The sequence below is a fragment of the Legionella drozanskii LLAP-1 genome, from assembly GCF_001467585.1.
GTDB lineage: Bacteria > Pseudomonadota > Gammaproteobacteria > Legionellales > Legionellaceae > Tatlockia > Tatlockia drozanskii.
In genome coordinates this window covers 807541-828512 of the sequence record NZ_LNXY01000020.1, presented here as the reverse complement: position 1 = coordinate 828512, position 20972 = coordinate 807541, and the positions used below count along the sequence as shown (strand labels likewise).

Below are 20972 nucleotides of genomic sequence, written 5' to 3'. Positions count from 1 at the left end.
CTTGATGGTTTTTTGTTGTTGAGAGATCCGTGAATACAGCGCAATTTAAGCAATGGTGTGAATCGTATAGCCCATTTAGGTTAACCAATAAACGACAAAGGCCTCTCATTATGGGGGTGCTTAATGTTACTCCGGATTCATTTTCAGATGGTGGACAGTATTTTCAACCGGAATCTGCACTGGAACGAGCACTTGCAATGATTGCACAAGGTGCTGACCTCATTGATATTGGTGGGGAATCCACAAGACCAGGATCTCAGGCTATAAGCTGTAACGAGGAATTGTCTAGAGTAATCCCTGTCATTAAACAACTACGTAAAGAAAGCGACATTTGCATATCAATTGATACAAAAAAGGCACAAGTAATGCATGAAGCTGTATATGCAGGGGCATCTATAATTAATGATATATCTGGTTTTCAATCTGATGAGTCATTAGCGATGGCGGTTGAATTAGATGTGCCTCTTTGTTTAATGCATATGCAAGGAGCTCCGCAGGATATGCAAACTAATCCTCAATATACACAAGATGTAGTGGATGAAATTAATAGTTTTTTCCAGCAGCGCATAGAAACATGCTTAGCTGCTGGGATAAAACGTAAAAATATAATACTTGATCCAGGTTTTGGTTTTGGAAAAACGTCTCAGCATAATATGCGCATTATAAATCAATTGACGAAATTCCAGCGACACAATTTGCCGGTGATGATTGGTGTTTCACGTAAAAGCACTCTTGGAGTAATTCTTAACACCCCTGTCGATAAGCGATTAGCCGGAGGATTGGCAGTCGCGGTGTATAGTGCGCTAAATGGAGTCGCAATGATTAGAACTCATGATATTGCTGAGACTAATCAGGCGCTAACCATGGTACAGGCCATTGATGGGGCGGGGGTAAATAATAAGGCGAGGGCAACATAATGAGTCAGCGAAAATATTTTGGTACAGATGGAATCCGCGGCCGGGTTGGTTTATCGAATATTAATCCTGAATTCGTCTTAAAACTTGGATGGGCCGTCGGTCGAGTCCTTGCCAATGGGAAGCGTAAAAAAATTATTATCGGTAAAGATACACGTGTATCTGGTTATATGTTGGAGTCCGCGCTGGAAGCAGGCCTTTCTGCTGCAGGCATTGATGTTTGCTTGCTTGGACCAATGCCTACCCCTGCAATTGCCTACTTAACACAAACCCTTCGTGCCAACGCAGGTATTGTTATTAGTGCTTCCCATAATCTATTCGAAGATAATGGAATAAAATTTTTCTCAGCAGACGGGGCGAAATTACCTGATACAATGGAGCTTGCGATAGAAAATGAAATCGAAAAACCTCTACAAACGGTTACCTCTGCTAAATTAGGGAAAACAACTCGCATTAAAGATGCTCCTGGTCGTTATATTGAATTTTGTAAATCAACCATCCCCTCATTAACACGATTGTCAGGTTTAAAAATTGTAGTGGATTGTGCAAATGGTGCAACTTATCACATCGCACCTAATGTATTTAGTGAATTGGGAGCCGAAGTTATTACCATGGGCAATAAGCCTGATGGATTTAATATCAATGAAAAATGTGGTTCCACTTCCCCAGAATCGATGCGTGAACTTGTTTTGCAAACCAAAGCGGATATTGGGGTTGCCCTCGATGGAGATGGAGATCGATTGATCTTAGTCGATGCTGAAGGTCATACGGTTGATGGTGATCAAATTCTCTATATTATCGCGAAAGAACGTCATCAGCGAGAGCATTTACACGGTGGTGTTGTAGGAACCATGATGAGTAATTTTGGATTAGAGAAAGCAATTAAAGAGCTTGGGATTCAGTTTTTGCGTACGAAAGTGGGCGATCGTTATGTACTAGAAACTTTAAAAGAACGGGATTGGAAAATTGGAGGAGAACCTTCTGGCCATATCGTCTGTCTTGATAAAACAACGACGGGAGACGGTATTATCGCTGCTCTACAAGTACTTTCATGCATGGTTAAGCAAGAAAAATCTTTAGCAGAATTATGCGATGGGATACAGTTATTACCTCAAACATTAATCAATATCAAAACAGAAAATGCACAAGTATTGGCAACTAATCCCAAAGTAATTGAAATGGTTACTACGCTGTCTAATCAGCTAGAAGGAGAGGGTCGTGTTTTATTGCGTCCGTCAGGCACTGAACCTATGTTGAGAGTGATGGTAGAAGGCCAGAACAGTAAAGAAGTACAATCTCACGCACAGCGCTTAAGTGATGAGATTATCCACTTTGAAAAAAGCATTTAACCCAGAAACTCACAGCAATGGACCGAGGATGACTGCAGATCTAAGAATGGCCTAATGAAGATCAGTTCGGGCTAATAATACACGGCTTAGCTTCGTATTTAATAAAAAAAACCCTCAAGACTAGGATTTCCTAAGACTTTAATGTATAGTCCGGCCCGATTAAAGCCATAGGGAATCCGGGATGAATGGTTTGTTTGAACATAGGTCTGATACAACAATAAGCACCATTAATTTCGCAAAAGACCAACCCCTATGAAGCACAGCTGGGGGTAAAATGAGACAAAAAATTGTAGCAGGTAATTGGAAGATGAATGGCCGGATCGAGCAGGTCAGTTCTTTATTAAAACAGCTACTGAGTTTATTGGATCAGCAAACATCTGTCGATTGTGTGGTACTCCCGCCGTCGATTTATATTCCCATGGTTAAAGAATATTTATGTAAAAGCCCAATTAAATGGGGCGCGCAAAATGTCTATCCCAAAGAAGCCGGCGCATTTACAGGAGAGTTATCAGCTCCAATGCTACAAGACTATGATTGCCGTTATATTTTAGTTGGACATTCTGAGCGAAGACGTTTATTTGGTGAGAGTGAAAAATTTGTTGCTGATAAATTCCACCATGTAAAAGAACATGGTATGATACCGGTTCTTTGTGTGGGCGAAACCCTAGAAGAGCGAGAACAAGGGTTTACGGAGCAAGTTCTTGCTAGACAACTGCTTGCAGTTACAGAGCATGGCAAGGATTGTTTTAAAAATTGCGTGATAGCCTATGAGCCAGTTTGGGCAATTGGAACGGGGCAAACAGCCTCACCTGAGCAAGCACAGGAAGTTCATGCGGCAATTAGATCGCTAGTCGCTGAATTAGACCAGGACGATGCGCGTCATTTGTCAATTTTATATGGCGGCAGTGTAAATGAAAAAAATGCTGCTTCATTATTTACTATGCCAGACGTAGATGGCGGCTTAGTTGGTGGTGCGTCCCTTAATGCACAACAGTTTGTGGAAATCGTAAAATGTATCAATTGATTTTAATCGTTCACGTGCTGGTAGCTATCATTTTGATAGCATTAGTTTTAATACAGCATGGTAAAGGTGCCGACATCGGTGCCGCATTTGGTTCCGGCGCATCAAATACAGTGTTCGGTAGCCAAGGTACAGGAACATTTTTATTTAAATTAACCGGTGGTTTGGCTTTGACTTTTTTTGTCACAAGCTTGTCTCTTTCTTATTTGGTATCCTCTCAATACCAAAAAACAGAGCAACAAGTCATACCTCAACAAACCACTGTACCGGAATCAAAAGTTCCAGTACCGGTTGATAGCAGTACAAGCGGAAAACAATAACTAAACAAGCCGAAGTGGTGGAATTGGTAGACACGCCGTCTTGAGGGGGCGGTGGCGTAAGCCGTGTCGGTTCGAGTCCGACCTTCGGCACCATTAAATCCGAGAAAAAAATGCTATCATTATATTTACCTATACTTATTTTTATCATACTTGCCCTTGTAATAGGCCTGGTCATGCTAGGTGCAGGTGCATTGTTGAGCAAGCATAATCCGGATAAAGCAAAAAACTCTCCCTACGAGTGTGGCTTTGATGCCTTTGAAAATGCTCATATCCCTTTTGACGTAAGATTCTATTTAGTTGCTATACTATTTATTATATTTGACTTAGAAACTGCCTTTTTTGTTCCGTGGGCTATAGTATTACGTAAGATTAGTTGGTTCGGCTTTTCCGCAGTGATGATCTTTCTTGGCCTGTTGGTAATTGGCTTTATCTTTGAATGGAAACGGGGCGCACTGGAATGGGAGTGATTATCTCTAATTTCCTATTAAAGTTATATCGAGTGACCCAGAAGTTGTTATTGTTAACCCAAACTATTTTTTAGAGGCTTGCTATGGCTGTTGCTGAATTGCAGAAAACTGGTTTTGTTACAACATCAGTAGATAAGCTGCTTGGTTGGGCACGTAGCGGCTCAATGTGGCCAATGACATTTGGTCTGGCTTGCTGCGCTGTTGAAATGATGCATGTTGGAGCTGCCCGTTATGATCTAGACCGTTTTGGTATTATTTTCAGGCCAAGTCCACGTCAGTCAGACGTTATGATTGTGGCTGGAACTTTGTGCAATAAAATGGCCCCTGCTTTACGCAGAGTCTATGATCAAATGCCAGAACCAAGATGGGTTATTTCTATGGGTTCTTGCGCCAATGGGGGTGGTTACTACCACTATTCCTATTCAGTAGTTCGTGGTTGTGATCGCATTGTACCTGTGGATGTCTATGTTCCTGGATGCCCACCAACTGCTGAAGCCCTGCTTTACGGTATTATTCAGCTGCAGAATAAGATCAGACGTAAAAAAGTAATTGAAGTATAAGACCAGCACAGGTACCTAAAAGATGACGAAATTAACAGACTTGGCTGAACGATTAAAAACAGAATTGAATGAGCAAATCTCTGGCATTTCATTAGAAAATGAAGAGATTACACTTGAATGTAAAGTTGAGCATTTAAAAGATGTTTTATATCAATTGCGCAAGCATGAAGCATTGGCGTTCGATCAACTTATCGATATTTGTGCGGTAGATTATTTACTGTACGGTGAATACGATTGGGAAACGGAATCTGCTACTGAAAGTGGATTTTCGCGCGGTGTTGAGCGACAAGAAGCCAAAGCCTATGCAATGACTAAACCTCGCTTTGCCGTGGTTTACCATTTATTATCAACAAAACTAAATCAGCGTCTACGAGTCAAGGTGTTTGTAGAAGAATCGCAGCTTGTTGTTCCTTCAGTCCATAATATTTGGAAAGCAGCGAATTGGTTTGAACGAGAAGCATACGATTTGTATGGTATTTTGTTCGAAGATCACCCTGATTTAAGACGACTTCTTACGGATTATGGTTTTATTGGCCATCCTTTCCGTAAAGATTTCCCTCTCAGTGGCTATGTTGAAATGCGTTATGATGCTAGTTTACAAAAAGTAATTTATGAACCTGTAGATATAGAGCCGAGAATACTTGTGCCTAAAGTGATACGTAATGATAATCGCTATCTTGATATACAGCATCACGGGGGTGAAAAATGATTGAATTAAAAAATTACACCCTTAATTTTGGTCCTCAACATCCAGCAGCGCATGGTGTATTGCGCTTAGTACTCGAATTAGAGGGCGAAACCATTGTTCGTGCGGATCCACACATAGGGTTATTACACCGAGCTACGGAAAAATTGGTCGAAACTAAGCCTTATCTTCAAAGCATTGGTTACATGGATAGGCTAGATTATGTTTCCATGATGTGTAATGAACATGCCTATGTTAGGGCAATCGAAAAATTGCTCGGCATTGATATTCCATTGCGAGCAAAATACATTCGTACTCTATTTGATGAAGTGACAAGAATACTGAATCATCTATTATGGTTAGGTGCTGTGGCTTTAGATATCGGAGCAATGACGGTATTCCTATATTGCTTCCGCGAGCGTGAAGATTTATTCGATTGCTACGAAGCAGTCTCTGGCGCCCGCATGCATGCAACTTATTATCGCCCAGGTGGAGTCGCTCGAGATCTACCAGATACCATGGCACAATATAAACCTTCACGTTGGCATAATGATCGTGAAGTTGAAAAACTGAATGTTGATCGACAAGGTTCCCTGCTTGATTTTTTATGGGCGTTTACTGAACGCTTTCCAAAATGTGTTGATGAGTACGAGAATTTACTCACTGAGAATCGTATTTGGAAACAACGTACTGTTGATATTGGCGTTATGTCACCTGAACAGGCTTTGGAGTGGGGGTTTACAGGTCCCATGTTGAGAGGCTCAGGTGTCGCATGGGATTTACGTAAGAAACAACCCTATGCGGCCTATGATAAAGTTGAGTTTGATATTCCTGTCGGAAAAACAGGAGACTGTTATGACCGCTATTTGGTTCGCGTCGAAGAGTTACGCCAATCAAATCGGATCGTAAGACAATGTATTGAATGGCTGCGTAATAATCCTGGTCCGGTTAAAGTAGATGATTATAAAATTGTACCGCCAACTCGAGAAAAAATGAAACATGATATGGAAGCACTTATCCATCATTTCAAATTATTTACTGAAGGGTTTTGCTTACCGCGTGGAGAAGTTTATTCTGCGGTTGAAGCTCCTAAAGGTGAGTTTGGTATTTACCTAGTCTCGGATGGTGCTAATAAGCCATATCGCATGAAAATTCGTGCTCCAGGTTTTGCTCATTTATCCAGTTTAGATGAAATGGTTAAGGGCCATATGCTTGCAGATGGGGTTGCAATCTTGGCAAGCCAAGACATTGTATTTGGTGAAATTGACCGATAAATTAAGTGAGATTTTCTCGTTTGATTAATTCGTATTAAAGGTTAGAAAGAATGCCCGATAATTCAACAAAGTTACTTCGTCAATTGATATCGTCTGCTCGTTTGGATGAGATTGACCATTGGATTGCAAAATATCCAAAAGAAGAAAAGCAATCGGCAGTAATGTCAGCTTTACGAATAGTGCAGGAAGAGAAAGGTTATTTAACACCAGAGCTGATGGATGCTATTGCTGAATATTTAGGAATGCCTCCAATTGCAGTGTATGAGGTGGCATCTTTTTACACCATGTATGAACATAAGCCAACTGGCCGACATTTAATCAATGTCTGTACAAATATTTCATGCAAACTTTGTGGTTCATCAGAAATTGTAAACCATTTGCAGAAAAAATTGGGAATTCAGTTGGGTGAGACAACAAAAGACGGTCGATTTACTCTTCGGTCGGTTGAATGTCTTGGTGCTTGTGTCAATGCACCAATGATGCAAGTCGATAAAAATTATCACGAGAACTTGACCACTGAAAAAATTGACGAAGTTTTGGAACAGTACGAATGAACGATAGAGGTAGTTGTCATGGTTGAACAAAATCAAGTCTGTTACCGAACATTCCATTTAGAGGAACCTTGGACACTTAAGGCTTATGAAAGTGTAGGTGGGTATAGTGCATGGCGCCGTATCTTAAAAGATCAAATAGAACCTCAACATATTATTGAAGAATTAAAGACTTCAGCATTGCGTGGTCGCGGAGGGGCAGGGTTTCCTACAGGGCTTAAATGGAGTTTCATGAATCGAAATTCACCGGTACAAAAATACGTCGTTTGCAATTCCGACGAAGGTGAACCAGGCACGTGCAAAGATCGCGAAATTTTGAGCCGAAATCCACATCAATTGATAGAGGGCATGGCTATTGCGGGTTACGCAATGGGTGCTACTGTAGGTTATAACTACATTCGTGGTGAATTTTGGCTGCCGTACGAAAGAATGGAGTCTGCGCTAAAAGAAGCCTATGCTGCAGGTTTATTAGGTAACAATATTTTGGAAAGTGGTTTTAGGTTTGATTTATATAATCACTTAGGTGCCGGTGCCTATATTTGCGGTGAAGAAACTGCGCTATTAAATTCTCTTGAAGGGAAAAAAGGTCAACCGCGCTTTAAACCACCATTCCCAGCTAATTATGGTTTATATGGTAAACCCACAACGATTAACAACACTGAAACTTTCGCCTCGGTTCCTGTCATCATGGAGAAAGGAGGAGAATGGTTTCTACGATTAGGTAAACCTAATAACGGTGGTCCAAAATGCTTCAGTGTAAGTGGTCATGTTAACAAACCAGGGAATTTTGAGATCCCGCTTGGCACACCGTTTAAGACGTTGTTGGAACTAGCAGGCGGAGTGCGAGAAGGAAGAAAGATTAAAGCAGTTATTCCCGGCGGTACCTCAATGAAAGTACTGCCTGGTGATATCATGATGAACCTTGATATGGATTACGATAGCATTCAAAAGGCAGGTTCAGGCCTTGGTTCAGGGGCAGTGATCATTATGGATGAAACCACCTGTATGGTTGATGCATTGTATCGTATATCAGAATTTTATATGGATGAATCATGCGGTCAATGTACCCCATGTCGTGAAGGAACGGGCTGGTTAGTTCGTTTAATTCATCGCATAAAGGAAGGACATGGTGAGCCTGGTGATATCGAAAAACTTGCTAATGTGGCTGACAAAATTGAAGGACGCACAATTTGTGCTCTAGGTGAAGCAGCTGCATGGCCAGTACAAAGTTTTGTTAAGCATTTTTACCATGAATTTGATTATTTCATTAAGCACAAACGCTCGGTCGTCGCAGCATAATTGAGAAGGTTTAAACAATGGCTACCATTGAAATCGACGGTAAAACATTTGAAGTAGAAAATGGCAAGATGATCATTGAAGTAGCAGATGAGGCCGGGATCTATATTCCACGCTTCTGCTATCATAAAAAATTATCTGTTGCAGCAAATTGTCGCATGTGTCTAGTTGAGGTAGAGAATAGCCGCAAGCCTGTTCCTGCCTGTGCTACCCCCATTACTAATGGCATGAAAGTTTTTACAAAGTCAGAAGAAGCTGTTCGTTCACAACAAGCAGTGATGGAGTTCTTACTGATTAACCATCCTCTTGACTGCCCAATTTGCGACCAAGGTGGTGAGTGCGAATTACAAGATCTTTCCATGGGCTTTGGCCATGACGCTTCAGAATACAATGAGTCAAAGCGCTCAGTCACTGACGATGAGCTTGGTCCTTTAATCGCAACTGAAATGACACGTTGTATTCACTGTACGCGTTGTGTGCGTTTTGGAGAAGAAGTTGCAGGTTTAAGGGAGCTAGGTGCTACAGGTCGTGGTGAAGATATGCAAATTGGGACCTATATTCAGCACAGCATCACCTCCGAAGTTTCTGGTAACATTATTGATCTATGTCCAGTTGGTGCTCTAACGTCAAAACCTTATCGTTTTACAGCAAGAGCCTGGGAAGTCACGCAACACGATAGCCTTGCTCCACATGATTGCTTAGGCTCAAATGTCTATTTGCATGTACGCCGCAACGATCTGATGCGTGCGGTACCTAAAGAAAATGAAGAGATCAATGAAACTTGGCTTTCTGATAGAGATCGATTTAGTTATCTGGGATTAACCAATATCGAAGCTCGAGCTAGTCAACCTAGAATCAAGAAAAATGGTCAATGGGAAACAGTGGATTGGCAAACGGCACTTAAATTTGCTGCAGAAGGTATAAGTCGGGTTATTAAACAACACGGCCCTGAACAGTTCGCCGCATTTTCATCCCCCTCATCGACGTTGGAAGAGCACTATTTATTACAAAAGTTAATGCGTGAATTAGGTGTTAACAATCTTGATCACCGTATTCAACAAACCGATTTTCGTGATCAAAATACACAAACAACAATGCCTAGTAGCTCACTAAAATACAGTGAGTTAGAGAATCAACGAGCGATTCTTATCTTAGGCTGTAATATTGATCGAGAAGTACCCTTAGCAGGCATTCGTGCACGAAAAGCGTTTAGAAATGGCGCAACCTTATATGCCATTAATCCTGTTGATTATGACTATCATTTTGATCTTAGTGAAAAGGTAATTGTATCTCCACAAGAAATGGTCATGCAGCTAGCTAAGCTTCTTCTTGCAATGACAGAAGACGTTAAGCAATTGCCTGAAGAAGTGCAAAAATTATTGTTAGGACTACAACCAGACAAGGCAACTAAGACTATTGCTAAAGCATTAAGACAACCTAATGCAGCAATAGTTACCGGTGCACTTTGCGAAAATCATCCTGATGCTTCTATATTGCGAGCTTTGCTTCATCTAATCGGAGAGACTAGTCAGGTCAAAGTATTACGCCTAACTACGGGGGCAAACAGCGCAGGAGCTTGTTTCGCAGGAATGTTACCTCATCGAACAGTAGCGGCTAAGACTGTTAATATCCCTGGTATGGACGTACAAACAGCCTTGGATGCTAAGTTGAAAGGCTATTTTCTATTAGCCGTTGAGCCAGGATTTGATTTTGCTAATCCCTATCGGACTAGACAATCGATGCTAGGCGCGGAATTTGTTGTTATGCTCTCTGCTTTTGAAAATGAGTCTATGCATGATTATGCTGATGTTATTTTACCAATGGCTCCTTATGCAGAAACTTCAGGAACCTATGTTAATGTTGATAAGGTATGGCAATCCGTAAAAGGTGCACAAAAACCTTACGGTGAAGCTCGACCAGCGTGGAAAATTTTAAGAGTAATTGCCAATTTGCTTCATTGCAAAGGCTTTGATTATATTTCTTCGGAAGATGTGCTCAACGAGTTGAAGTCTTTAGCGTCTATGACTGCTGAAACGAAATATGAGCCGTACTTTTCTGAGTCACTGCCTGTAGGAAACCAAGAGTTGGTTCGTGTTGGCGAATGGCCTCTGTATCGCTCAGATGCAATCGTTCGACATGCGCAAGCACTACAAACTTGTGCAGCAGCGGAATCTGCCTGCATAAGAATACATCCAAATACGGCTAATCGTTTGAAATTAGATGAAGTTGCTACTGTATCTCAGGGTGATATTGAGATAACATTGCCGCTTAAACGCGATGAGCGCATAGCACCCGATGTAATATGGGTTGCGAATGCAATGCCGGAGACCGCAGACTTAGGTTATTCCTTTGCTGCAATAACAATCAAGCGCTAACAGGTAAAAATATGCTACAAGACATTGGCATTTTGTTGTGGATTATTATAAAAATTCTAATCATTGTGATTCCACTTTTGCTTGGAGTTGCGTACCTGACTTATGCTGAACGAAAAGTCATTGGTTATATTCAGGTGCGAATAGGACCTAATCGCGTCGGTATAAAAGGATTATTACAACCCTTTGCTGATTTGCTTAAACTGATTACAAAAGAAATCATTGTTCCGACAAAATCGAACAAATATCTCTTTGTGATAGCTCCTTTATTTGCATTGACGCCTGCGTTAGCGGGCTGGGCTGTAATTCCTTTTTCGCAGGGCATCGTTCTTTCAAACATCAATGCTGGGCTTCTATATTTGTTTGCTATGAGTTCATTAGGCGTATATGGCGTATTAATTGCTGGTTGGGCATCCAACTCAAAATATGCCATGTTCGGTTCACTAAGAAGCGCTGCACAAACCGTATCTTATGAAATTGCAATGGGCTTTTCAATTGTTGGTGTTTTACTAGCCGCAGGCAGCTTGAATCTAAGTGATATTGTTATATCACAACGTGGCGGTATTTGGCATTGGTGGTTTTTACCCTTATTTCCTTTATTCATGACCTTTTGGATTGCAGGAATCGCTGAGACAAACCGGGCTCCTTTTGACTTGGCTGAAGGTGAGTCAGAGATCGTGGCTGGATTCCATGTAGAATACTCAGGAATTGGATTTGCTCTATTTTTCCTTTCTGAATATGCCAGCATGATTCTTATTTCTGCGATCATGGCGTTATTATTTCTTGGAGGATGGTTATCACCTTTTGAAGGAATACCTGCACTCGAAGATATTTTCTTTTTTGTCCCGGGATTTGTCTGGTTATTATTAAAGATTTCTTTCTTTCTGTTTGTTTATTTGTGGATTCGTGCCACTTTCCCGCGATACCGTTATGATCAATTAATGCGGTTAGGATGGAAAGTACTGATTCCTATGACTATTGTGTGGATTGTAGTGACAGCATTAATGGTCCTGACACACCTTAAACCGTGGTTTTAACCAGTAATTGAGCAGGCTAATGAAAAAAGTATATCGATACATCAAACATTATCTTCGCAGCTTTCTGCTTCTGGAACTATTATCCGGTTTGAAAGTAACGGGAAAGTATTTCTTTAAGAAAAAAGTGACAGTGCAATTTCCAGAGGAACATACCCCTTTGTCACCACGATTCCGAGGATTACTTGCACTGCGTCGTTATCCGAATGGTGAAGAAAGATGTATTGCCTGTAAATTATGTGAAGCGGTTTGTCCTGCACTAGCTATTACGATTGAATCAGAGCCAAGAGCAGACGGCTCACGCCGCACTACACGCTATGATATAGACATGTTTAAATGCATTAACTGTGGTTTATGTGAAGAATCTTGTCCGGTTGATTCAATCGTTGTTACACCAATTCACCATTATCATATTAGCGAACGTGGGCAAAATATAATGACAAAAGAAAAATTGCTTGCTGTGGGTGATTTAATGGAAAAGAAATTAGCTGCAGACAGAGAAGCAGATAAAGAATGGCGCTAACGGGGTTAGAAAATGCATGACATATTTTTACAGATTGTTTTTTATGGATTCGCAGGATTAGCAATTCTGTCGGCATTGATGGTTATTACTCAAAATAATCCGGTACGTTGTGTACTTTTTTTAGTAGTAACTTTCTTCGCAAGTGCAGTAATTTGGATAGTTGCAGAAGCTGAATTTCTAGCTTTGATACTTGTTTTGGTCTACGTTGGCGCTGTAATGACCTTGTTTTTATTCGTAGTCATGATGCTCAATATTGATGTTGAGTCGATGAAAATACATTTTCTAAAATATTTGCCCTTCGCCCTTATTTTGGTTGCCCTCCTTGTCGGCTTGTTATTAGTTGCTTTACCAGAAGGAAGCTTTACCAATGGTGTTGAGAAAGGCACGGTTACAGAAACCTATCAATCTAGCACTAATGAGAATTATTTAGCGCCGGTAATTCAGCCATCTAATACTGAAAGAATAGGCTTGGTGCTTTATACCGATTATATCCTTGCATTTGAAATTGCAGCGGCTCTACTTTTAGTGGCGATAATATCTGCAGTTACCTTAGCGCATCGTGGAGCAATTCGCTCTAAGCGCCAAGATATCAAACAGCAGATTATGACGAGTCCTAAAGACAGAGTAAAACTTATCAAAATGAAATCAGAGAAATAAACACTAGGAAGATAAATGATACCAGTACTCCATTATCTGATATTGGCTGCAATTTTGTTTGGCCTCGGCCTTGTCGGCATTATGTTAAATCGCAAAAATATCATACTGTTGCTTGTATGCATTGAGTTAATGCTGCTTGCTGTAAACACTAACTTTATTGCATTCTCTCATTATTATGGAGGGATAGCTGGACAGATATTTGTCTTTTTTATACTAACCGTTGCAGCTGCGGAAGCAGCTATCGGTTTGGCTATAGTGGTGTTGCTATACCGTAATCGGGGCAATATCGATGTTGATAAGATGAATCATTTAAAAGGTTAACAACGTGAACATTCAACAACTATGTCTAATAATTGTTCTGGCACCTCTGATTGGTTCAGTGATTGCAGGTTTTTTTCGTAACCAAATAGGCCGAATTGGCGCTCAGACTGTTACTATTGCTGGCGTAGGCATATCTCTTTTACTATCTTTATATGTTGCCGCACAAATGCTGAGTGGGGCATCCGAAGCAGTCAATGTCAATCTGTATACTTGGGCAAATGGCGGTGATATATTTCCTTACTCATTTAACATTGGGTTTTTGATCGATCGACTTACAGTCATTATGCTAGTAGTGGTTAACTTCGTATCCTTTTTAGTTCATATCTACAGCATTGGCTACATGGTAGATGATGACGGTTATCAGCGTTTCTTTAGTTATATATCGCTATTTACTTTCATGATGTTAATGCTAGTAACAGCTAACAACTTCTTGCAGCTCTTCTTTGGCTGGGAAGGTGTAGGCTTAGTATCTTATTTACTTATCAGTTTCTGGTACCAAAAAGAATCAGCGATTCAGGGTGGTTTAAAAGCATTCATTGTTAACCGCATAGGCGATTTCGGATTCGTCCTAGGTATTGCGATGGTTTTTAGCTATACCGGAAGCTTAGATTATGAAACTGTATTCCGTAGTGCAAACAGTTTAGCAAATCAAAGTATAGAATTGTTCTCTGGTCATCCTTGGTCCGTAATCACAGTCACCTGTTTATTGCTTTACGTGGGTGCTATGGGTAAATCAGCGCAAGTGCCGCTTCATGTGTGGTTACCCGAATCGATGGAAGGTCCGACACCTATTTCGGCGTTAATCCATGCTGCAACGATGGTTACCGCTGGGGTGTTTATGATCGCAAGAATTTCACCTTTGATTGAGCTATCAACTGTATCACTGAGTGTAATTCTTGTTATCGGCGCAACAGGTGCTTTATTTACAGGGATTTTAGCAATAGTAATGAATGATATTAAGCGCGTTATTGCTTATTCAACCTTATCGCAGCTAGGGTATATGATGGTGGCAATGGGAGCTTCTGCCTTTAACGCTGGTATCTTCCATTTATTGACTCATGCGTGCTTTAAAGCGCTATTATTCTTGGGAGCAGGTTCCGTTATCATTGGTATGCATCACGAACAAGATATGCGTAAAATGGGTGGACTATGGCGAAAAATGCCAATTACCTATATTACTTTCGTAATTGGTAGTTTAGCTCTCTGTGCTATTCCGCCTTTTGCTGGTTTTTATTCAAAAGATACCATTATTGAAGCCGCGAAATTGTCTGAGATTCCGGGTTCAAGCTATGCTTATTTTTGCGTGGCAATGGGAGCGTTTGTCACAGCAGTCTATACCTTTAGAGCTTTATTTATGACCTTCCATGGTGAGCCACGAATGGACGAACATAGTTTTTCTCATGTCCATGAGTCACCTTGGGTTGTATGGTTGCCTCTAGTACTGCTAGCTATTCCTTCAGTAATCATTGGCTACATTCTCTATAAGCCAATGCTTTTTAATACCCCTTCTTTGTTTGGTAATACTCTATTTGTACTTCCAGATCTTAATGTTATGGCAGAGATAGCGCGAGAAGTGGGCTCACCTTTGCAAGCTGCATTACATTCTGTTCTTACTCCAGTTTTCTGGCTAGTTATTGCCGGGATTGCTGTGGCTTGGATTTGTTATATTGCTGTTCCAACTATACCAACTAAAATTTCACAAAAGTTTTCTTGGATTTATAGAGCTCTAGTGAACAAATATTGGTTTGATGCATTCAACGATCATGTTATCGTTCGTGGTGCAAAAGGCTTAGGCGCATTCTTCTATCAGATAGGTGATCAAAAACTTATTGATGGTATGGTTGTTAATGGAACGGGCCGCACGATTAGATGGTTTGCACAAAAGGGCCGAAATATACAAAGTGGATATTTATACCATTATGCAACTTTTATGGTGTTAGGTCTTTTTGTTTTCCTATGCTGGTTGTTACTTGGCTGATTATAAGGTGAAGGTATGCATCATTTGCTCAATTTACTGATCTGGTTACCTATCATCGGAGGAGTGTTTGTATTTCTCACTGGTGATGACAAGAATCCAAATGTATCACGTTATTTATCGTTATTTACGGTAATTTTAACGTTAATCATGTGCATTCCGTTGGTTTCCGGATTCGATATTAATACATATAGCATGCAATACATTGAAGACATTGCTTGGATGCCTGCTTTGGGAATTAATTATAGTTTAGGAATCGATGGATTATCGTTACTCCTCATTGTCCTAAGCATTTTTACTACTCTCATTGTCATTCTTGCTACTTGGGAAAGTATTGAAACGCGCGTGGGTCAATACATGGCTGCGTTTTTAATTATGCAAGGTTTATTAGTTGGTGTATTCGCAGCAACCGATGCCATCGTATTTTATATTTTCTGGGAAGCCACTTTAATTCCAATGTATTTGATTATTGGTATCTGGGGTTCATCCAACCGAGTTTATGCTGCAATTAAGTTTTTCCTTTATACCTTCCTTGGTTCAGTGTTAATGCTTGCTGCATTCTTATATATGGGATACCAAGCTGGTAATTTTAAAATTGAAACATTCTATGCACTTAAACTAGGTATGACTGCGCAAACCCTGATTTTAATCGGGTTTTTCTTTAGCTTTGCAGTGAAAATACCCATGTTTCCTGTGCATACTTGGTTACCTGATGCACATACAGAAGCACCGGCTGGTGGTTCTGTAGTATTAGCAGCAATCTTACTCAAGCTAGGGGCATACGGTTTTATTCGTTTTGCATTGCCCATCGTTCCTGATGCATGTAATAAATATGCAATGGTGATGATTGCTTTATCACTTATCGCTGTTGTGTATATCGGCTTGATAGCAATTATTCAAAAAGACATGAAGCGCTTGATTGCCTACTCGTCAATTTCGCATATGGGTTTTGTAACTTTAGGATGTTTCGCAATATTCAGTATTGCCCATCAATCTAGCTTAAATAATGCGGGTCTAGTGCTTGAAGGTGCCATTGTGATTATTATTTCACATGCGTTTGTTTCCAGCGGCCTCTTTGCTGGCGTGGGTTTTATCTACGACCGGATGCACACTCGTCAAATTAAAGACTTTGGTGGTCTCGTTAATACGATGCCGATATTTGCATCCTTTCTCATGCTTTTTGCGATGGCCAATGCGGGCCTTCCTGGAACCTCCGGATTCGTAGGCGAATTTATGGTAATACTAGGAAGTATTAAATCAAACTTTTGGATTGCTTTTTGGGCAGCGACAACCCTGATTACTGGAGCCGCCTACACGCTATGGATGTATAAGCGGGTAATTTTCGGACCTGTGACTAATGAAAAAGTAGCTCAATTAAAAGATCTTTCAGGCTTTGAAATATCTGCCTATACATTGCTAGCCTTTATGGTTGTAGCATTAGGTGTTTATCCTAAGCCAATGTTGGATTATGTGCATCAAACCGTAAGTCATACGCTTGCACAGGCAGATAAATCAAAACTATAAATTAACTTCAGGTTGGAAGGTTATACAAACATGACGATAGCATTACTTGAAAATGTGCATCTTGCATTACCAGAGATGATTATATTGGTTACGGCTTGCATTGCTTTGCTTGCTGACCTTTTTCTTCGTCATCGTCTTCCAGCGATTACCATAATATGCACTACCATAGGATTAGCACTTGCAACCTGTGTTAGCCTTTTATTTATTGGTAATTTTAAAACAGTAATTCTAGGTGGTCAGTTTATTAGTGATGATCTAGCTCAACTAATGAAAGTATTCATTTATATCTCTGTTTTTCTGAGTTTTATCTATTCGAGATCCTATCTTATTGAACGCCAAATGCCCGAAGGTGATTATTATGTACTTGGCCTTTTTTCTACACTAGGAATGATGGTTTTGGTTTCGGCGCATTCTTTGTTGACAATCTATTTAGGGCTGGAACTATTGTCTCTGCCACTTTATGCAATGACCGCAATACGTCGTTCCAATAGTGATGCTACTGAAGCTGCGTTAAAGTATTTTGTTATGGGAGCTATCGCATCAGGAATGTTACTCTATGGTATGTCACTTCTTTATGGAGCGACTGGCAAACTTGATCTTATGGATATTGCCAATGCAATTTCCAGCAACGGTATACAACAGCATGGCGCATTGTTAACATTTGCATTAGTTTTTATTATCGCCGGTGTTGGATTCAAATTAGCCGCAATACCTTTCCACATGTGGGCTCCAGACGTTTATCAAGGTGCTCCAACAGCAGTGACTTTATTTATCGGTACTGCGACTAAAATTGCGGCCCTTGGTATGGCCATGCGTATACTAATCATAGGGTTAGGATTACCTGGTTTGATAGAGCAATGGCAACAACTTTTATTAGTAATGGCATTATTATCAACGGGTCTAGGTAATCTATTAGCAGTTGTACAAAATAATATAAAACGTCTTCTTGCTTATTCTGCCATTGCGCATTTAGGTTATTCTTTATTCGGGCTTTTGTCTGCTACTCCTGAAGGCTATGCTGCCGCTCTTTATTATGTATTGATTTATTCTCTCATGACAGCAGCTGCGTTTGGCTTAATCACATTGATGTCAAATAAAGGATTAGAAATTGAAAACGTTGATGACCTAAAAGGATTGAACAAAAGAAATCCATGGCTCGCGTTTATGATGTTGATCGTTATGTTTTCTATGGCTGGTGTACCGCCAACAGTTGGTTTCTTTGTTAAGTTGCTAGTTTTAAAAGCTTTAGTTGATGTCAATTTAACTTGGGTTGCAGTGCTTGGTCTTTTCTTTGCGGTCATTGGTGCTTATTACTATTTGCGCATCGTTAAGGTTATGTACTTTGATGAAGCGGCCGATAATACACCGGTTAAGCTTTCTGTTCCGATGAATATAATATATTCAATTAATTGTCTTGCCTTACTGTATTTTGGAATATTTCCATCGGCATTAATGACTGCTTGTATGAATGCTTTTTCTGGTTAAGGAAAAGCTAAAGGCAGGCTCATTTTCTCAATTTTGTATGGTTGCATTGTACAACTGCCTTAGGTACCCTTTCTATCCAAAGGCACGTTACCTCAGGTTCTAGGGCCCTAGAGATAAGTGCCATTGCGCTCAACCATACGACTACTTCTTCCTTTTGCACTATTAGAACAGCCAGGTTTCTACCTAACCCTAGACAGGTAGGTTTAATATATTGAACAAATCCATTCAAGCTGAGTTTTACGAATGATCCAGGACAGCCCGTACTGCGATGACAGTTTCCATGAAGCCTTATTTGACGTGGCCCAGACACCATAAACAAGAACCTGAGAAACCTTTCTCCCTAATTTCGTACGGCTAGGCTTAACTGAAAACAGACATTTATGAATATGTGTAAGGAATTCTGTATTAACCAATAAAAATACTTGATAAGTTTAGGAAGGGTGAGTATACTTCCCCTCAGTTGATGCGGGGTGGAGCAGCCTGGTAGCTCGTCGGGCTCATAACCCGAAGGTCGTAGGTTCAAATCCTGCCCCCGCTACCAATTTTATTAAACCCCATTTTTGGGGTTTTTTATTATGTTTTATTCGGTAGTTTTGGGTACTACCATATTCATCAAGATGACTCGTTAAAGATAATCATTTCGAAAAGGGTGCCTGAATCTAGTTTAGATTTAGAAAAGCCGACTAATGAGTAGGTTATGATACGAAACGAAATTGAAGCGATGTTAATGCCTCTTGTTGAAGATCTAGGATACGAATTTTGGGGATGTGAATATTTATCGCAAGGTAAACATTCTCTACTACGTATTTACATAGATAAAGAGGATGGAATTAACGTTGAAGATTGTGAACGAGTAAGTAAGCAAATAAGCGCATACCTGGATGTTGAAGACCCTATTCCGGGTAACTATAGTTTGGAGATTTCTTCTCCCGGCATACCGCGTCCTCTATTTTATAAAGAACAATATAAACGATATTTAGGACAGGATGTTCAAATTAAACTATTCAAACCGGTCAATGGTAGTCGTAAATTAAAGGGTACCATTTTAGATGTAAGTGAAGATGTATTGATACTACAAATGGGCGAAGAAAAAATAGAAATACCATTTTCCCATATAGTAAAAGCAAATTTGATAGGTGAGTGAGAGGCGAACAATGAGCAAAGAATTGTTATTAGTTGCTGAGGCATTATCCAACGAGAAAGGTGTAAGCAAAGAAGTCGTTTTGGAAGCGATTCAGGCTGCGCTTGAATCTGCCACTCGTAAACTTACCGATAAAGATATTGGTGTGAGAGTGAGGCTTGATCCTCGAACTGGAGAATATGAAACATTCAGATACTGGGATGTTGTTTCTGATGAAGAGCTTAAGTTCCCAGAGAGAGAACTTACAGTAGAGCAAGCCAAAGAGCGTGTACCCACCATTGATCTTGGTGGAAAAATTGAAGAGCCAATGGCATCGATTGAATTTGGTCGAATTGCTGCTCAAACGGCTCGACAAGTTATTATGCAAAAAGTTCGTGAAGCGGAAAGACAACAAGTAGTTGATCAGTTTAAAAATAAATTTGGTCAGCTGGTTTATGGTACGGTTAAAAAGGTAACTCGCGATAACATAATTATTGATTTGGGCGGAAAAGCAGAAGCATTTATGCCACGTGGAGAAATGCTTCCAAATGAAATGTTCAGACCAAACGATCGAGTGCGTGCTTATTTGTATGAAATAACTCCGCAATCGCGAGGTCCACAACTTTTTGTCAGCCGCATTCGTAACGAAATGCTTATCGAATTGTTCCGAATAGAAGTGCCTGAAATTGGTGAGAACGTAATCGATGTCAAAGCAGCTGCACGTGAGCCTGGCAATCGTGCTAAAATTGCTGTTAAGACAAATGATGGACGAATAGATCCTGTAGGTGCGTGTGTTGGTATGCGTGGAGCAAGGGTACAGGCTGTTTCTAGCGAATTGGGCGGCGAGAGAGTTGATATTATTCTGTGGGATGATAATCCTGCTCAACTCGTTATCAATGCTATGGCACCTGCTGAAATTTCATCTATTGTTGTGGATGAAGATAGCCATACAATGGATTTGGCAGTACAAAAGGATCAATTGTCACAAGCAATTGGCCGAAATGGACAAAATGTAAGATTAGCAAGCCAGCTTACAGGTTGGACGTTGAACGTTATGACTATCGAAGAATTCAACAATAAGAGCCAGGAAGAATCAAGCAAGATCATTAACTTGTTTACTTCTACCCTGGAAATTGATGAAGAGATTGCCAGTCTCTTGGTTGCACATGGATTTTCTTCATTAGAGGAAATTGCTTATGTTCCCAAAGAAGAGTTAATGGCAATCGAAGAGTTCGACGAAGAAATCGTAGAAGAGTTAAGAAACCGAGCAAATGATATGCTATTAACTCAAGCACTAACTTCTGGTCAGGGTTTAGCTGGTAGTCCTTCTGATTCCCTTCTTACAATGGAAGGAATGACAGAAGAATTGGCGACTAGTTTAGCAAGTAAAGGAATAACAACCATGGAAGAGCTAGCTGAGCATTCAGTCGATGAATTACTTGATATTCCTGGAATGACAGAAAAAAAAGCGGGTGAATTAATCATGAAAGCTCGTGAACCTTGGTTTCAATAAAACTAGGCGAA

20 protein-coding genes and 2 tRNA genes are annotated in these 20972 nt (G+C 40.4%); all 22 read left to right on the top strand.

Going from position 1 to position 20972, the window contains the following annotated elements; translation table 11 throughout:
* Positions 1-29: 29 nt before the first annotated feature.
* The 22 genes from folP (at position 30) to nusA (ending at position 20961) form a co-directional block, all read left to right on the top strand.
* Positions 30-917, top strand: a complete 888-nt coding sequence (gene folP, locus Ldro_RS08055) for a dihydropteroate synthase (protein WP_058495879.1) — start codon at positions 30-32, stop codon at positions 915-917.
* A complete protein-coding gene (gene glmM / locus Ldro_RS08050; protein ID WP_058495878.1) occupies positions 917-2263 on the top strand; it encodes a phosphoglucosamine mutase in 1347 nt (448 codons plus the stop codon). Before folP ends, glmM begins: the two co-directional genes overlap by 1 nt.
* Before the next feature lie 274 nt (positions 2264-2537).
* Positions 2538-3287: a triose-phosphate isomerase gene (gene tpiA, locus Ldro_RS08045; RefSeq protein WP_058495877.1), complete on the top strand. Its 750-nt coding sequence runs from the start codon at positions 2538-2540 to the stop codon at positions 3285-3287.
* A complete protein-coding gene (gene secG, locus Ldro_RS08040) occupies positions 3275-3604 on the top strand; it encodes a preprotein translocase subunit SecG (protein WP_058495876.1) in 330 nt (109 codons plus the stop codon). The genes tpiA and secG overlap by 13 nt, the downstream gene beginning before the upstream one ends.
* A gap of 8 nt (positions 3605-3612) precedes the next feature.
* Positions 3613-3697: transfer RNA gene (locus Ldro_RS08035), tRNA-Leu, on the top strand.
* A gap of 17 nt (positions 3698-3714) precedes the next feature.
* Positions 3715-4071, top strand: coding sequence for an NADH-quinone oxidoreductase subunit A (locus Ldro_RS08030; RefSeq protein WP_058496093.1), 357 nt, complete (start codon positions 3715-3717; stop codon positions 4069-4071).
* Between the two features lie 83 nt (positions 4072-4154).
* Positions 4155-4631 carry a NuoB/complex I 20 kDa subunit family protein gene (locus Ldro_RS08025; RefSeq protein WP_058495875.1) on the top strand — a complete coding sequence of 159 codons (477 nt, stop codon included), beginning with the start codon at positions 4155-4157 and terminating at the stop codon, positions 4629-4631.
* Positions 4632-4653: 22 nt separating this feature from the next.
* Entirely contained in the window at positions 4654-5340 is a 687-nt protein-coding gene (locus tag Ldro_RS08020) for an NADH-quinone oxidoreductase subunit C (protein WP_058495874.1), read from the top strand.
* Positions 5337-6590 carry an NADH-quinone oxidoreductase subunit D gene (locus Ldro_RS08015; protein ID WP_058495873.1) on the top strand — a complete coding sequence of 418 codons (1254 nt, stop codon included), beginning with the start codon at positions 5337-5339 and terminating at the stop codon, positions 6588-6590. Before Ldro_RS08020 ends, Ldro_RS08015 begins: the two co-directional genes overlap by 4 nt.
* 50 nt (positions 6591-6640) lie before the next feature.
* Complete coding sequence (gene nuoE, locus Ldro_RS08010; RefSeq protein WP_058495872.1) at positions 6641-7144, top strand: NADH-quinone oxidoreductase subunit NuoE; 504 nt, start codon at positions 6641-6643, stop codon at positions 7142-7144.
* An 18-nt stretch (positions 7145-7162) separates the two neighbouring features.
* A complete protein-coding gene (gene nuoF, locus Ldro_RS08005) occupies positions 7163-8440 on the top strand; it encodes an NADH-quinone oxidoreductase subunit NuoF (protein WP_058495871.1) in 1278 nt (425 codons plus the stop codon).
* Between the two features lie 17 nt (positions 8441-8457).
* The gene (gene nuoG / locus Ldro_RS08000) at positions 8458-10812 is read left to right on the top strand and encodes an NADH-quinone oxidoreductase subunit NuoG (protein WP_058495870.1); all 2355 of its coding nucleotides are present in this window, start codon (positions 8458-8460) and stop codon (positions 10810-10812) included.
* A gap of 11 nt (positions 10813-10823) precedes the next feature.
* Positions 10824-11846: an NADH-quinone oxidoreductase subunit NuoH gene (gene nuoH / locus Ldro_RS07995; RefSeq protein WP_058495869.1), complete on the top strand. Its 1023-nt coding sequence runs from the start codon at positions 10824-10826 to the stop codon at positions 11844-11846.
* 19 nt (positions 11847-11865) lie between these two features.
* Positions 11866-12366, top strand: coding sequence for an NADH-quinone oxidoreductase subunit NuoI (gene nuoI, locus Ldro_RS07990; protein WP_058495868.1), 501 nt, complete (start codon positions 11866-11868; stop codon positions 12364-12366).
* 12 nt (positions 12367-12378) lie between these two features.
* Positions 12379-13023, top strand: a complete 645-nt coding sequence (locus tag Ldro_RS07985; RefSeq protein ID WP_058495867.1) for an NADH-quinone oxidoreductase subunit J — start codon at positions 12379-12381, stop codon at positions 13021-13023.
* 15 nt (positions 13024-13038) lie between these two features.
* Positions 13039-13344, top strand: coding sequence for an NADH-quinone oxidoreductase subunit NuoK (gene nuoK, locus Ldro_RS07980; protein ID WP_058495866.1), 306 nt, complete (start codon positions 13039-13041; stop codon positions 13342-13344).
* Positions 13345-13348: 4 nt separating this feature from the next.
* On the top strand, positions 13349-15322 hold the full coding sequence (gene nuoL, locus Ldro_RS07975) for an NADH-quinone oxidoreductase subunit L (protein WP_058495865.1): 1974 nt from the start codon (positions 13349-13351) through the stop codon (positions 15320-15322).
* Between the two features lie 15 nt (positions 15323-15337).
* Complete coding sequence (locus Ldro_RS07970) at positions 15338-16843, top strand: complex I subunit 4 family protein (RefSeq protein ID WP_058495864.1); 1506 nt, start codon at positions 15338-15340, stop codon at positions 16841-16843.
* A gap of 30 nt (positions 16844-16873) precedes the next feature.
* Complete coding sequence (nuoN, locus tag Ldro_RS07965; protein ID WP_058495863.1) at positions 16874-18328, top strand: NADH-quinone oxidoreductase subunit NuoN; 1455 nt, start codon at positions 16874-16876, stop codon at positions 18326-18328.
* 464 nt (positions 18329-18792) lie between these two features.
* Positions 18793-18869 (top strand) — tRNA-Met (locus tag Ldro_RS07955).
* Positions 18870-19025: 156 nt separating this feature from the next.
* Positions 19026-19472, top strand: coding sequence for a ribosome maturation factor RimP (gene rimP / locus Ldro_RS07950; RefSeq protein WP_058495861.1), 447 nt, complete (start codon positions 19026-19028; stop codon positions 19470-19472).
* 10 nt (positions 19473-19482) lie between these two features.
* Positions 19483-20961 carry a transcription termination factor NusA gene (gene nusA, locus Ldro_RS07945; RefSeq protein WP_058495860.1) on the top strand — a complete coding sequence of 493 codons (1479 nt, stop codon included), beginning with the start codon at positions 19483-19485 and terminating at the stop codon, positions 20959-20961.
* Positions 20962-20972 lie beyond the last annotated feature (11 nt).

Excerpts from the sequence above, each read along its gene's own strand:
- nuoG (WP_058495870.1), top strand. The coding sequence starts at position 8,458 with ATGGCTACCATTGAAATCGACGGTAAAACATTTGAAGTAGAAAATGGC.
- Ldro_RS07985 (WP_058495867.1), top strand. The coding sequence starts at position 12,379 with ATGCATGACATATTTTTACAGATTGTTTTTTATGGATTCGCAGGATTA.
- Ldro_RS08015 (WP_058495873.1), top strand. The coding sequence starts at position 5,337 with ATGATTGAATTAAAAAATTACACCCTTAATTTTGGTCCTCAACATCCA.
- Ldro_RS08020 (WP_058495874.1), top strand. The coding sequence starts at position 4,654 with ATGACGAAATTAACAGACTTGGCTGAACGATTAAAAACAGAATTGAAT.
- Ldro_RS08025 (WP_058495875.1), top strand. The coding sequence starts at position 4,155 with ATGGCTGTTGCTGAATTGCAGAAAACTGGTTTTGTTACAACATCAGTA.
- secG (WP_058495876.1), top strand. The coding sequence starts at position 3,275 with ATGTATCAATTGATTTTAATCGTTCACGTGCTGGTAGCTATCATTTTG.
- nuoI (WP_058495868.1), top strand. The coding sequence starts at position 11,866 with ATGAAAAAAGTATATCGATACATCAAACATTATCTTCGCAGCTTTCTG.
- nuoE (WP_058495872.1), top strand. The coding sequence starts at position 6,641 with ATGCCCGATAATTCAACAAAGTTACTTCGTCAATTGATATCGTCTGCT.
- nuoF (WP_058495871.1), top strand. The coding sequence starts at position 7,163 with ATGGTTGAACAAAATCAAGTCTGTTACCGAACATTCCATTTAGAGGAA.
- Ldro_RS08030 (WP_058496093.1), top strand. The coding sequence starts at position 3,715 with ATGCTATCATTATATTTACCTATACTTATTTTTATCATACTTGCCCTT.
- tpiA (WP_058495877.1), top strand. The coding sequence starts at position 2,538 with ATGAGACAAAAAATTGTAGCAGGTAATTGGAAGATGAATGGCCGGATC.
- nuoH (WP_058495869.1), top strand. The coding sequence starts at position 10,824 with ATGCTACAAGACATTGGCATTTTGTTGTGGATTATTATAAAAATTCTA.
- nusA (WP_058495860.1), top strand. The coding sequence starts at position 19,483 with ATGAGCAAAGAATTGTTATTAGTTGCTGAGGCATTATCCAACGAGAAA.
- Ldro_RS07970 (WP_058495864.1), top strand. The coding sequence starts at position 15,338 with ATGCATCATTTGCTCAATTTACTGATCTGGTTACCTATCATCGGAGGA.
- rimP (WP_058495861.1), top strand. The coding sequence starts at position 19,026 with ATGATACGAAACGAAATTGAAGCGATGTTAATGCCTCTTGTTGAAGAT.
- glmM (WP_058495878.1), top strand. The coding sequence starts at position 917 with ATGAGTCAGCGAAAATATTTTGGTACAGATGGAATCCGCGGCCGGGTT.
- nuoK (WP_058495866.1), top strand. The coding sequence starts at position 13,039 with ATGATACCAGTACTCCATTATCTGATATTGGCTGCAATTTTGTTTGGC.
- nuoN (WP_058495863.1), top strand. The coding sequence starts at position 16,874 with ATGACGATAGCATTACTTGAAAATGTGCATCTTGCATTACCAGAGATG.